11 protein-coding genes are annotated in these 12,974 nt (G+C 54.5%); 4 read left to right on the plus strand and 7 right to left on the minus strand.

Annotated features, from left to right (window positions below; all coding sequences use genetic code 11):
- Window positions 1–88: 88 nt before the first annotated feature.
- Entirely contained in the window at window positions 89–2,389 is a 2,301-nt protein-coding gene (locus tag ACZ51B_RS16830; RefSeq protein ID WP_464294504.1) for a peptide-binding protein, read from the plus strand.
- A gap of 65 nt (window positions 2,390–2,454) precedes the next feature.
- Here ACZ51B_RS16830 and ACZ51B_RS16835 read toward each other — a convergent pair whose 3' ends face one another.
- On the minus strand, window positions 2,455–4,407 hold the full coding sequence (locus ACZ51B_RS16835; protein WP_464294505.1) for an alpha-L-arabinofuranosidase C-terminal domain-containing protein: 1,953 nt from the start codon (window positions 4,405–4,407) through the stop codon (window positions 2,455–2,457).
- A 128-nt stretch (window positions 4,408–4,535) separates the two neighbouring features.
- Here ACZ51B_RS16835 and ACZ51B_RS16840 point away from each other — a divergent pair, with 128 nt between their 5' ends.
- Entirely contained in the window at window positions 4,536–4,982 is a 447-nt protein-coding gene (locus ACZ51B_RS16840) for a carboxymuconolactone decarboxylase family protein (RefSeq protein WP_464294506.1), read from the plus strand.
- Here ACZ51B_RS16840 and ACZ51B_RS16845 read toward each other — a convergent pair.
- Window positions 4,969–5,232 (minus strand): DUF2917 domain-containing protein, encoded by a 264-nt coding sequence (locus ACZ51B_RS16845; protein WP_464294507.1) that lies wholly within the window; start codon window positions 5,230–5,232, stop codon window positions 4,969–4,971. The two genes, ACZ51B_RS16840 and ACZ51B_RS16845, sit on opposite strands and share 14 nt — an antisense overlap.
- 149 nt (window positions 5,233–5,381) lie before the next feature.
- On the opposite strand from ACZ51B_RS16845, the gene ACZ51B_RS16850 reads away from it, so the two are divergent.
- Complete coding sequence (locus tag ACZ51B_RS16850) at window positions 5,382–6,806, plus strand: aminotransferase-like domain-containing protein (RefSeq protein ID WP_464294508.1); 1,425 nt, start codon at window positions 5,382–5,384, stop codon at window positions 6,804–6,806.
- On the opposite strand, the gene ACZ51B_RS16855 is transcribed toward ACZ51B_RS16850, so the two are convergent.
- The gene (locus ACZ51B_RS16855) at window positions 6,803–7,501 is read right to left on the minus strand and encodes a hypothetical protein (protein WP_464294509.1); all 699 of its coding nucleotides are present in this window, start codon (window positions 7,499–7,501) and stop codon (window positions 6,803–6,805) included. The two genes, ACZ51B_RS16850 and ACZ51B_RS16855, sit on opposite strands and share 4 nt — an antisense overlap.
- 94 nt (window positions 7,502–7,595) lie before the next feature.
- Here ACZ51B_RS16855 and ACZ51B_RS16860 point away from each other — a divergent pair, with 94 nt between their 5' ends.
- Window positions 7,596–8,441, plus strand: coding sequence for a prepilin-type N-terminal cleavage/methylation domain-containing protein (locus ACZ51B_RS16860; RefSeq protein ID WP_464294510.1), 846 nt, complete (start codon window positions 7,596–7,598; stop codon window positions 8,439–8,441).
- 33 nt (window positions 8,442–8,474) lie between these two features.
- Here the strand turns inward: ACZ51B_RS16860 and ACZ51B_RS16865 are convergent, their stop codons facing one another.
- The 4 genes from ACZ51B_RS16865 to ACZ51B_RS16880 all read right to left on the minus strand — a co-directional run bounded on the left by ACZ51B_RS16865 (window position 8,475) and on the right by ACZ51B_RS16880 (window position 12,926).
- Window positions 8,475–8,684 carry a hypothetical protein gene (locus ACZ51B_RS16865; RefSeq protein ID WP_464294511.1) on the minus strand — a complete coding sequence of 70 codons (210 nt, stop codon included), beginning with the start codon at window positions 8,682–8,684 and terminating at the stop codon, window positions 8,475–8,477.
- 6 nt (window positions 8,685–8,690) lie between these two features.
- Entirely contained in the window at window positions 8,691–9,515 is an 825-nt protein-coding gene (locus ACZ51B_RS16870) for a prepilin-type N-terminal cleavage/methylation domain-containing protein (protein ID WP_464294512.1), read from the minus strand.
- Window positions 9,516–9,654: 139 nt separating this feature from the next.
- A complete protein-coding gene (locus tag ACZ51B_RS16875; protein ID WP_464294513.1) occupies window positions 9,655–11,325 on the minus strand; it encodes a hypothetical protein in 1,671 nt (556 codons plus the stop codon).
- A gap of 59 nt (window positions 11,326–11,384) precedes the next feature.
- Complete coding sequence (locus ACZ51B_RS16880; RefSeq protein WP_464294514.1) at window positions 11,385–12,926, minus strand: purple acid phosphatase family protein; 1,542 nt, start codon at window positions 12,924–12,926, stop codon at window positions 11,385–11,387.
- Between the last annotated feature and the right edge of the window lie 48 nt (window positions 12,927–12,974).

Below are 12,974 nucleotides of genomic sequence, written 5' to 3' on the forward strand. Positions count from 1 at the left end.
CGTTTCGTTCTCTCGAAACTGTGTTGGTTGCTCGAGGATCGGCAGGGGGTTTGACCTGCACGGGTGAAGCTTCTGGAAAGTGGACTCGATGAACAACTTAGTTATTGCTATGTGGGTTTTGGCAGGTCATTCTGTGCCGCCGACCGTTTATGTTAGCCCTGACGGCTCGGATCTGAACCCAGGTACTCGGGCGAAGCCTCTGCGCTCGTTGGAGGCGGCCGCGAAGCGACACGTTCCTGTGGTGGAAATGGCGACGGGCACCTACTATCTGCCTAAGACGTTGGTGTTGGGCGTAAAGAACTCTGGGACGACGTTTGCGGCCGCCCGAGGGGCCACTGTGACGATCAGCGGTGGGACTGAGTTGCGACTCGCTTGGAAGCCTTACCGTGATGGAATCATGCAGGCGAGGGTTCCTGAGGGAGTGAGTACTGATCAGCTTTTCATCAATGATCAGCGCCAAACGATGGCTCGCTATCCGAACGAGGATTTGAGCCAGCGCATTCTACACGGATATGCCAAGGACGCTATCAGTCCTGAGCGGGCTCAGCGCTGGGCTGATCCGACTGGTGGGTTTTTGCATGCGATGCACGTTGCGATGTGGGGTGACTACCACTATCGGATCACGGGGAAGGACAAGGTCGGTAAGGTCACATATGAAGGTGGGTGGCAGAATAACCGCCAGATGGGCATGCATCCGGAGTACCGGTTTGTAGAGAACATCTTTGAGGAGCTTGACGCTCCTGGGGAGTGGTTCCTAAACGGGAAGACCCATACGCTCTATTACTATCCACGTGATGGCGTTGATCTCTCCAAGGCGAGAGTCGAAGTGGTCCGCCTGAAGCACTTGATTGAGCTTCGTGGTGCGAAAGACGTTCACTTCAAGGGTGTGCGGTTTACTCAGTCCCAGCGCACTTTCATGGAGAACCGTGAGCCTTTGTTGAGGAGCGACTGGACCACTTATCGTGGCGGGGCGATTTTGGCTGAGGGCACCGAGGGGTGCAGCATTGAGGATAGCTTCCTGGATCAATTGGGCGGCAATGCGATTTTTGTGAGTGGTCGCAACCGGGGCTTTCGGGTGGTGGGGTGTCGTATTGAAGAGATCGGAGGCAATGGAGTTGCGTTTGTGGGGTTACCCAAAGCGGTCCGTTCGCCTCTGTTTGAATATGAGCAGCGGCAGAAGCTTGCTGACATTGACAAGGTTCCTGGTCCTAAGACGGACGACTACCCGATGGATTGTTCTGTTGAGGATTGTTTAATCACTCGGACTGGTCGGGTTGAAAAACAGACTGCTCCTGTCCAGATTGAGATGGCTCGGCGAATCCGGGTTCGGCATTGTTCGATCTATGACGTTCCGAGGGCGGGCATTAATGTTGGTGATGGCTGCTGGGGCGGTCATGTGATTGAGTTCAACGATGTGTTTGATACGGTGAAGGAGACTGGGGACCACGGATCTTTTAACTCTTGGGGGCGCGATCGCTATTGGGGTCTTTTGGATGTTGATCCGAACAAGATTCAAGACTCACTGCCGTTTTTGGATGTGATTGAGACCATCGTTATTCGCAACAACCGGTTCCGTTGCGATCATGGATGGGACATCGATTTGGACGACGGTTCTTCGAACTATCTGATTGAGAATAATCTTTGTCTCAATGGCGGCATTAAGAACAGGGAGGGGTTCCGGCGCGTTGTTCAGAACAATGTGATGGTTGCGAACTCGTTCCATCCTCATGTTTGGTTTGTGGGTAGCCAGGATGTGTTTCGACACAACATTGTGTGCACGGAGTATCAGCCGATTCAGGTTCCGAAGCCTTGGGGTGCTGAGGTGGATTGGAACTACTATCACCGTCCCGCCTTGTTATCAGCAGTGCCTGCTACTGTGTTGCAGGAGCAGAGTGGACGGGATGCGCATTCGCTGATGGGGCGGGCTGCTTTTGTTGCGCCGGCATCGGGGGATTATCGTGTGCGTCCTGATTCTGAGGCACTTGCGATTGGGTTTAAGAATTTCCCGATGGATCAGTTTGGGGTGAGCAGGGCGTCTCTGAGGGCGATTGCTAAGAGGCCGGAACTGCCGGCACAGGCTACTGCGAAAGTTCCGATTGACCAGGAACCTGGAAAGGTCAAATGGTTAGGTTGCCAAATTAAAAAGGTCGATACGGATGGAGAGGTTTCTGCAACTGGATTGCCTGGCAGGGTGGGGATTCTTTTGGTGGATGTGCCTGTAGGTAGCCTTGGTCATCGTTTCGGTCTTCGGACTTTGGATGTGATTCGGGCTATCGATGGGAAGGAGACCCAGGATGTCGATCGCTTTTTGGCCTCGACGAAGGGCATCGTTAAGTTGAGCGTTTGGCGTGGTCAGAAGTTTGTTGAAGTGATCGTTCGGCTGCCTTAGGCATTCTTAGGCGCCCTCCTCATTCGTAAGGAAACCTTATGAATGAGGAGGGCGTTTTTTTGTTCTCAGTTTGCTTTGAAGCGGATGACGGTGAGTGAGTTGGGTTGGAGGGTGCAGGTGAAGGTGTTGCCTACTTGGAGAGTGTCTGTGCGTGGGACGATGGCTTGGGGGCGGTCTATCCAGTTGTATCCGTTGGGGTTTCCGGTGAGGGTGGTTCGTTTGGCGGTGGTTTGGAACTGTTTGGCACCGGTGAGGGTGATGGTGGTGGGTTGGTCGGTGGGGTTTGCGTTGACGATTTTTAGGATGAGCTCGCCGGTTTTGGAGTCTTTGACGCAGGAGGACTGAACGCCGTTGAGTGTTGAGGCTGACACGGAAGTTTGTAGGTAGGTGTCGCCTTGGTTTCGGCTAAAGAGTTGTTGGACGTAGTAGTTCACAGTACGCAGAACTTCTGTGTTGGTGAAGTAGATCATGTCGGGGTTCCACTGGGTGTGGCCGATCTTGGCGAGGAGTGGGGCGTAGGAGGCTAGTTTGACGACATCGCCGTTGCGTTCTAGGGTGGTCATGTAGGCGGCTTCGGCGAGGGCTGAGCGGAGGGTGTTGACTCGGTTGTCCTCGTGCGCTGCGAACTCTCCTAGATAGACTTTGGATTGGGATCGGTCGTAGGTGTCGAAGCGTTGGAGGTTTTGGAAGTACCAGTCGGGTGATTTGTATCCGTGCTCGTCGACCATTTCTAGGTGTTGTTCGTTGGCGAATTTCCAGCCTAGGTCGTAGTCTTGGCCAGAGGGGTCTGGGCCGACTGTGCCGATGAGTGTGATCTCGGGATGTTTGCGTTTTACGGCGTCGTGGATGAGTTTGAATCGCTCTCGGAAGACCTCGGTTTGGGCGTCTTCGTTGCCTATTCCTAGGTATTGCAGGTTGAAGGGTTTGGGGTGGCCTGCTTGTGCTCGTTTGGCTCCCCAGGTTGAGGTGGTTGGGCCGTTGGCGTATTCGATGAGGTCTAGGACTTCTTGTATGTAGGCGGGGATTTCGTCCATGGGAATTCCCTTTTGGCCTTGGCCCCACTTTCCGTTGATCTTTGCTTCGGAGTTTTGGCAGCAGACGCCTGCGGCGACGACGGGGAGTGGTTTTGCGCCGATGTCTTCGCAGAATTGGAAGTATTCGAAGTAGCCGAGGCCGACGGATTGGTGGTAGTCCCAGATGTTGGATTGGCCCTTACGTTGTTCGGTGGGGCCGATGGTGTTTTTCCAGTGGTAGATGTTGTTGAGACCGTCGCCGTGGACGAGGCAGCCGCCTGGGAATCGGATGAATTTGGGGTGGAGGTCGGCGATGGTTTGCGCTAGGTCTGGGCGGAGGCCGTTACGTCTGTTGTGAAAAGTCTTCTTTGGGAAGAGGGAGATTTCGTCTAGGGCGATGCTGCCGGCTCCGGTTGTGGCGAGGACGAATCGGGCTTCTGGATCGGTTGCTGTTGCGGTGAGGGTGGCTGTGTATTGGGTCCAGTCTTTGCCTGGTTTGGCGAGGGTGGTTTGGGCAAGGACGGTGCCTTGGGTGTTGATGAGTCGGACGATCAGGAGGGATGGTTGGCCGGTGAGGCGTTTGGCGAAGCAGGAGAAGTTGTACTTGTTGCCTTTTTTGATTGGGATGCCATCGAAACCTTTGTTGAGGAGGCCGGTTTCTTGGTCGGTATCGGCGGTGAGCACTGCGTAGTGAGGGTTGTTGGGGTTGAGTGCTTGGTCGGTTTGTACCGAGAGTGAGCCTTTGGCGTTGGATGGTTGGAGTTCCCAGGAGGTGAGGGGGTTCCAGTTTTTGTTGTCTTGGTGTGAGTACTCGAAGGATCTGTTTTGGATGAGCTCGGCGTAGAGGCCTCCGTCGGCGGCGTAGTTGAGGTCTTCGAAGAAGATGCCGAAGAGGTCTGTGCTGATGGGCTTCTGGCCTTTGCCAAGTTGAACTTCGATGTTGGTTTGTTGGGCAGTGGCTGTTGAGGCGAGGAGTGTCCAACCGAGGAGTGCTGTGAGTTTCATGATCCTTCTGTGCGTTGTTAAGATCATGCCAATTTGTTTTGGGTGGGGTTGCGGGTTGACCTGATTTTTTGTGAATGTTGAACTGTTATTGCTTATATATGGATAAAATATATCCAGGATACAAAAACATGAGAATTAATTATCCCGAGATTGCTCCTGAGGCTTTGAAAGCTCTTTACAACACGCACAACTATTTGTCGCGTACGTCGGTGATTGATGCTGCGACCCGTCATTTGGTTGAGTTGCGGGTTTCTCAGATGAATGGGTGTGCGTTTTGTTTGGACATGCACTCGCGTGAGTTGCGGGCGTTGGGGGAGAGTCAGCAGCGGTTGGACTGTTTGCCTGCTTGGCGGGAGACGCAGTTGTTTACGGATCGTGAGAAAGCGATTTTGGGTTGGGCGGAGGCGGTTACTTTGATCGCTGAGACTCACGCTCCTGATGCGGCTTATGAGCGGTTGCGGGAGTTTTTGAGTGAGCGCGAGGTGGTGGATCTCCAGATGGTGATTTGTCAGATCAACACCTGGAATCGGTTTGCGATTGGGTTTCGGTCGGAGCCGGCTGTTATTGAAGGATGAAGGTTGCGCTGGATGAGCCTTGGATGACTGCTAGCTTGTGGGCGGGGAGCTGTTGGGCTTGGCCTTCGGTTAGGAAGAGGTCATCGCGGCAGCCTTGTACGGTGACGTAGGCTTCGCCGTCGAGGACTCGGAGGGTTTGGTGTGTGGAGGGCCGATAGCTCCACACGCCGCCATCTACCAGTCGGAACTCGAGCTGCTTTTGGGCGGCTTCTGCGACAGGGATTGTGAGCATGTGTGTTTTTCTCAGCATGCTTCTATGATTGGTCATTTAGGGGTGTGGTTTCCATGGACACCCGGGACTGTGCGGGACCATAACAGATTCAGTGATGTTTGCTGTGTATTGTAAAAGAACCTGTATCTGTACTTGTTGGTTGTGTAAATCTGCGATATGATCATTGTATGGTCACGCCTGCAGCGTCGCAAGAGAAATTGCTGTACCAGGAGGTAGCGGGGAAGGTTCGGGGGATGATTCTGGGTCGGACTTATCGTCCGGGGGATCGCTTGCCTTCTGTTCGGGATTTGAGTCGTCAGATGCGGGTGAGTGTGACGACGGTTTTGGAGGCTTATCGGTTGTTGGAGGATCAGGGGTTGATTCATCCTCGGCCTAAGTCGGGCTATTTTGTGCGCGCGCGGGCTGTGCATGTGGCAGAGCCTCCTCGGTCGATGCCTGCTCCGGTTGTTTCTGTTTTTGACTGTGATGAGTTGGTGCACTCGATGGCGCAGCAGGTGGAGAGTCCTGGGTTTTGCCATATGGCGCTGGCTTTGCCGAACCCTGATTTGTTGCCTCATGCTCGGTTGTCTCGGTTGATTGGGCAGATTGCTCGGGAGCATCCGGAGGCTACTTATGGGTACAGCCCGGTTTCTGGGCACCGGGTTTTGCGGGAGCAGATTGCTCAGCGGGCTTTTGCGGCGGGTGCGGTGGTTTCTCCGGATGAGATTGTGATTACGACAGGGTGTCAGGACGCGCTTTGTCTCACTTTGAAGTCGATTGGGAAGCCGGGTGGGATTGTGTTGGTGGAGTCGCCTTTCCACTATGGGATTTTGCAGGCGGTTCAGTTGGCGGGGATGCGGAGTTTGGAGGTTTCGACTCGGACCCGGGAAGGGGTTCATTTGGAGGCTTTGGAGGAGGCGGCTAAGTTGCCGGATGTGGTGGCGGCTATTGTGAGTCCGAATTACCAGAATCCTTTGGGGTCTTTGATGAGCGATGCGGATAAGGCTGAGCTGGTTTCGATTGCGAATCGGACTGGGTTGATTTTGCTTGAGGACGACGTTTATGGGGACCTTGGGTTTCAGGAGGATCGGCCTCGGTTGCTGCGGTCTTTTGAGGGGAGCGAGTGTGTGATTACGGTGTCGTCTTTTTCCAAGACGATTGCTCCTGGGTACCGGATTGGGTGGGTGTTGGGATCGAAGTGGCACTCACAGATTGAGCGTTTGAAGTACGTTGCGAGTATTGGGGATCCGGGATTGCAGCAGTTGGTGGTGGCTGCTTTTCTGGCGGATGGGGGGTATGACCAGAGTCTTCGGCGTGCTCGGAAGCATTATCAGCAGAATGTGGAGCGGATGTCGGAGGCGATTGCTTACTTCTTTCCTAAGGATACGTGTGCGACTCGGCCTGCGGGCGGGTTTTTACTTTGGGTGGAGTTGGATAAGGGTGTGGACTCTTTGGAGCTTTATAACCGGGCTTTGCAGGAGAAGATTGCTTTGTCTCCGGGGTATTTGTTTGGGGTTGGGGATACGTATCGGCACTACATCCGGTTGAGTGCGGGTGTTTGGAGTCCGCAGCATGAGTCTGCGCTGGAGAAGCTTGGGAAGATGCTACGTTAGTCTTGGAGGTTGATCCATCCGACGTTGAGCATGAGGGGGGCTCGGTCTTCGCGGCCTATGGGGTGGAGGGGTTCCATCCAGGTGGAGGCGGCGTTGTCGAAGGTGGCTGCTTCTCCTTCGTGAAGTTCGAAGGATTCTTCGCCTATGTGGACTCGGACGCTGCCTCGGACCATGTAGAGGAAGCGTTCGCCGTCCATGATTTCGGTGCGGTCGGTGGGGCCGTAGATTTCGACTAGGAAGGGGACGATTTTGGTGTGTTCTCGTCGGCATCGGAGTGGGAGTCCGAAGTGGTTGACGAGGTTGTTGATTCCTAGTCGGTGGCGTTCTTGTTCGTTGTTGAGGTCGTCTCTTTGGACGGTTGTTCCGTTTCCTTCTGCGTCGACTTTGGTTGCGTACCAGGCGTCGGATTCGCGGCGGTGGATTCTGTGGGTGGCGATTTGGTCTGGGCTTGGTTTTAGGGTGAGGGGGTCTATGGCTACTAGGGAGTAGGCTCTGCGGAGTCGGTCCCAGTTGCTTCTTTGGACGGGTAGACCGGCTTCGACTCGGAGGACGGTGTTCTTGCTGATCTGGGCTCGTTCGGCTGCGGAGCGGACGGTGAAGCCGAGTGCGGTTCGGAATTTACGCATTTGTGTGCCTGCGTATTGCAGGGTTTCTCGGATCCGTTTTTCCTCTTCTAAATCAAATTCCTTTGGCATGTTGACCCAAAGTGCGGGCTATGTCCCAACTAGGCCGATCAATCTCGGAGGCGTGCTTTGACGCCTGAAAATTCTCGTTAAAGATATTCATAGTATGAATAATCGCAATGCTTTTACTCTTATAGAGCTCCTTGTTGTTATCGCGATCATTGCAATTCTCGCTGCGATTCTGTTTCCGGTTTTTGCTCAGGCGAAGGCTGCGGCCAAGCGGACTGCTTGTTTGAGTAATACGCGGCAGCAGGGGACGGCTGTGACGCTTTATTTGCAGGATGCGGATGATACGTTTCCTTCACCTTATCAATCGGCTTTGGACGGGAGTTACTACGACGTTTGGAACCTGGTGATGCCTTACACGAAGAACATGGATCTGTTTTATTGTCCGGATAGGATGGATACGGGATGCACGGGAGATCCGGGGAATGGGGATACCTCGCGGTGCATCGGTTATGGGTTTAACTGGGGGCCGATTCAGGAGTTTACGGACGGGGTTGATGAGGGTGGACTGCTGGGTGCTTATCACTTTTATGAAGCCGGTGGGCAGGGTGCTGAGGGGCGGAATAGCAGTCAGGTGGTGGCTCCGGCGGATACGTTTGCTTTTGGGGAGTCGCATGATCGGACTTGGTATACGATCTCCACGAATACGATTTTGACCACTTATGAGGGGGACTCGACGAGTGGGCTTGAGCACGGTGGGCAGTTCAATATGACATTTGCCGATGGGCATGCTAAGTCGCTTCCTTGGCATTTGGGGATTGTGCGGTCTCGACCTGTTGGTCCTGCGCCTAAGTATCTGTTTCCCAAGGATCTGAAGACTTACGGTCGGTCGTTCTGTGCTGATCCTACGGTTTTGGTGCCTGTGACGACTGGGATGCGGCCTCAGGATATTGCTTGTGGGGATGTGGCTCAGTACTTGGCTGATAAAGCTCGAAGTTGGAACTGAGAAAGTGGGGGCTGTTGGTACAGCCCCTATTGGCTACTTGTTACTGTTTTGTCTTATTTTTTCTTTGAACCACTCGGGTGGTTCCCCGGCTACTGGGGCGGCCGGGATTTTGTCGCGTGGGTCCATGCTTGGGTGCTTCTCTGGCTTGGGATCTCGGAACACCATGAATGCTACCGCGGCGAGCAGAACCACAAGTCCGCCGATACTTCCCGCTATTGCTGCCGGTGATAGTTGTTTCTTCATCGGCGTTTATTGAGTTGCATCGAAGGTGGTACCTGCGAAGTGACTTACTGTTGGCTGGGCGTACCAGTTGTAGTAGTCGGTGGACTGGTAGGTGCAGTTTTGCAGAACGATCGCTTTGCGAGCCTTCTTGCCTGCGTGCCCATCCATGTATGAGGATAGGATGAGGTCGTTGTGACGGCTTGCACCTAGGGCGAGCATTCCAAACCAGTAGTTGGCGTAGGTGTCATTGGATAGGTCGTCCTTGGCTTGTTGGGAGCATATGGCTGTGTAGCCGAGCCATTGGGGTGCACCGATGGTGTCATCGTTGTAGCCGGGAGCGCGGATGACTGCGAGTGTTGAGAGTTCGGTTGGATACTGTTGTGAACTCATATTTCGGACGGTACGCACGCCTCCGGTGGAGATGTAGGATGCGTTTCTGTTGAGGGATATGGTGATGTTCCAGTCCCACCAGCCCCAGGCGTTGGTGAGTCCGTCTGGAGGGCCGCCGTTTACCATCGGGTAGGGGCCGGGATACACGCCTCCGGAGACGTCCCAGAAGAGTCCGACGTTTTTGACGTATGGGTAGAGCGTTTGTAGGGTTGTTGGATCGTTGTAGTAGTCCGCTCCTGTTGGCATCAGCATCATGTCGTCGTTGTCACCTGCGTACATGACGACTGCGAGACCTGTTTGCTTGAGGCCGGATATGGTTGCGGCTGTTTTTGCTGCGGCTTTGGCTTGTGCAAAAACGGGGAATAGAATGGCAGCGAGAATCGCAATGATCGCGATTACGACGAGCAGTTCAATAAGAGTAAAGCCTCTAGTGGATGGCTTCAATGTGTTTGTTTTTTTCATAGGATCTTCACTTCTTCATTGAGTTGAGTCCAATCAACATCGTATCGTTGAAAGTTGAAGTATCCAATAGACTTATTAAATCCGACCGAAAACAGTAGATTAGATGGCTGAAAATCATACTTTTCAGCCATCGCGTCTGTTAGGGATTTCGGGGTGGGATGGTTGCAGGGGGTGGGACTGCTGTTGCGGGTGCTTCTTCTGGCATTCCTTTCAGGGTGAGTTCGAAGGTTTTGGCGATGGCGGGTGGGAGTTTGGTCCAGGGGATGAAGGTGCTTTTGGGATCGGGGGTGACTTCTGAGAAGCCGGTTTCCACGGTGAGCGTGGGTTGAGTTATTGAGAAGAGGGTGAGTTTCAGTTTCTTGCGCATGCCGGTTTTGTAGAGGGGTTCGGTTTTGGCGTAGCGCTTACGGGAGTCGTAGTCCCTGGCGGCTTCTTCCGTTGTGCTGACGGACTGGTTCATGCCCGCGTGCATGAGGAGGATGGGTTTTTCTTCGAGTTCGGCTTTGATGCCGATTTGGTCGGCTCGCAGGCTGGGCCAGAAGGCTGGGTCTGAGAAGTGGGTGTCCATTCTTTCTCTGGATTGGATGAGGAGTTCTTGGACCTGGGCTTGGGCTTTGTCGCTGAGCTGGTTGAGTGTGGCTTGGGAGCGGAGGACATTCCAGTCGGATTCTGTTAGGGCGGTGTGGAGTCTTACGTTGAAGGGGTAGTCGCCTACGTATTGTTCGTCGATGACGATTTGGGCTAAGACGAGCATGACTGCGTCCATCCAGCATTCGCTGGCTCCGGGTTTTTGTGCGGCGACGTATTCGGAGAGGGGAGCGATGCTGGCTACGCCGACGTTTTTGGTTTGTTGGATGAACTTGTTGAGGACGACGCGGTCTACTTGTGTTGGGTGTGCTCGCTCGGTGACGGGGAGTTTGCCGATGAGTGCGCCGTCTTCCGAGGCCCATCGTATGGCAATGGATAGTCCCTCAAGGGCTTTACGTACTGTTGGTGTTTCGAAGCCTCCTGAGAGGCCGATGCCCATGAGTGATGGGTCTGGAAGTGCGATGGCGAAGTCTGTGTGGATGTGGGTGGAGAGTCCTTTGCTGATGGGCTGGGCTATGATTGCTATAGGATCTCTTTCGAGGAGTTTTTTCCAGTCGATGCCCATTTTATCGGGGGACGCTGTCGCTTGAATGGCTGCCTGCTCTTCTTTGGTGAATGCGGTTGTATCTAGGTCGTCTTTAAGGAGGGTTTCGACTTCTGGAGGAAGTTTTTTGAAGTTGATCCCTGCGTCCAGGTCGAAGGGGCCCTGACTGAGATTGCCCAAAGCCAACCTTGTCTCGAAGGCTCCATAGGTGAACCTGCGGATGAGGACGGTGCCTTCGGGATTGGCTTTTGCAATCGAGGCTGGAAGGGGCGCGGCGTAGGGGCTGGGTTTTGAGGAGTAGCGGAGGATGTGGCCCGGGAGAAGTTCGTAGAGGTCTTTTGCTGGGATGCTTCTGAGGGGGGATTTTTCGGTGGTGCTGGCTAGGAGTTGACGTTGAAACTCTGCGAATGCGGCTTTATGGTCGACGGGTTTCCAGGCGAGTCTGAGTTTGCCGCTTTCTGTTACCCAGTCGGCGTTCATGGCTCGTGCCAGGAGGCTTTCGATTCGTTTGGGGTCTCCGGATTTGGTGGAGATCATCACGGAGTAGTCGTGAAGCGGGCCGGAGGCGTGGCTGACTCCTGTGCTCTCTGTGAGCAGCTTACAGAGTTCGGGGACGCCATATGCTCCGTTTGGGATGGGCTTTGGAGCGAGCAGCAGGCAGGTAGCAAGAAGTAGCACGTCGAAGGGACGGAGTGGGGGGCGAAATGATTCGTGCTCGCCCCCTGGTCCTAGGACCTTTATGCTTTGGTGATTTGGAAGCGGTCGATCTCTCGGCCCCACTCATCTACTTGAGTGAAACTGAGTTTATGCGAGTCTGCATCGACCACGGTGAGTGAGTGTCGGTCTGAGATCATGCGTGCGACGTAGGCGACGTTGTTGTCTTCAGGATGGAGCCACTTGGCTGGGTTTTCGTTGCTTTCTGGATCGTAGAGGTCGTTGCCACCGGCTCCAGTGATGATGTGGATGATGCCGTCTGGTTTGGTGTGGTGTTGTCCATCGAAGTTCTCGTCCACGGTGAATTTGCCTGGCACGAGTCGCTCGCCGCTGTTGAGTTTTTTGGCACCCGACTCATCGGTTGGTACGAAGCGGAGGGGACGGGTTCGTTGGTAGTTGTGTTCGTGGCCGTTGAGGACGACATCGACGCCGTGTTTCTCCATGAGCGGGCACAAGACGCGCATGTGTTGCTCGGTGTAGTGTTCTCCGCCTACGTTGAAGGCTGGGTGGTGGTAGACGACGATCTTCCAGGTGGCATCGGTTGCGTCTAGATCGTTTGCGATCCAGGTTTGCAGCTCTTCGTTGGTGGGATCGATGTAGACGTTGGAGTCTAGGCAGAGGAAGTGGATGTCTCCGTAGTCGTAGGAGTAGTTCGCCATGTTTGGATAGCGTGAGCCAGCGCAGTTGGCGAAGCGCTTGACGGCTGTTTCATCTCCGACTGCTTCTAACGGGTGCTTGGGTTTTGGACCGTTGAGCGGGAGGTGCATGTTGGTGAAGTAGCCGAGGCCGTCTGGGTGTTTGGAGAAGTCGGCGACGGGTTGGTGGCGTGGGTCGTTTCCGGTGAGGTCGTGATTGGCTATCACGGTGTAGAACGGGACGGATCTTAGGAGTGGGGCACCGATTCTTGGACCGGCGGCGTCGGCGTTGTAGACGGGGAAGAAGTGGTGTGCATACTCGCTATCGAGGCCGTGGTTGTATACGTTGTCTCCGGTGTTCATGACGAAATCCGGACGTGCTTGATAGGCGTAGTAGGCGATGGCGTGGTCGCTCATTTCGCCGCAGGAGTTGTCGCCGAAGGCTACGAAGCGAACCTTTGTGCCGCGTGGTTTTCGGGTGGTGAAGTAGCCCTCTAGGAGCTTCTTGCCGTTCATTTGAACTTGATATTGGTATCGCTTGTTCAGTTCAAGACCAGCGAGGGTGGCTACGTAGTTGATGCGTTGGGCGTCGGCAGAGTCACCGGTTTGTCGGTGTGTGGTGGTGATCTCCGCGTGGTTTGAGAGGTCGTGAACGCCGTAGGTGAGTTCGAACTTTGCCGTGGTTCCGTTGGTTTGCCAGGCGACGACGATGGACTCTTGGCCTGGGACGAGTTTGCTGTTAGCGGTGCCTGGCTGAAGGTAGGGCATGGCCGAGAACAGGGGGAGTAGTGGGGCGGTTGCCTGTTGTGCTTGGTCGAACGCTGCCTTGAAGAGGCCTGTGTTTAGGGGGAGGAGGGCAGAGAATGTGACGCCGCCTGCGGCTTGGAGTAGTTGGCGACGGCTGACGGATGGTTCGGTCTGATCTGGCATGAGCGTTTGTGAGAAATCATACCGTTGGGCTTGTGGATGGAAAACGTT

It is taken from the genome of Fimbriimonas sp. LA-C6, assembly GCF_055398105.1.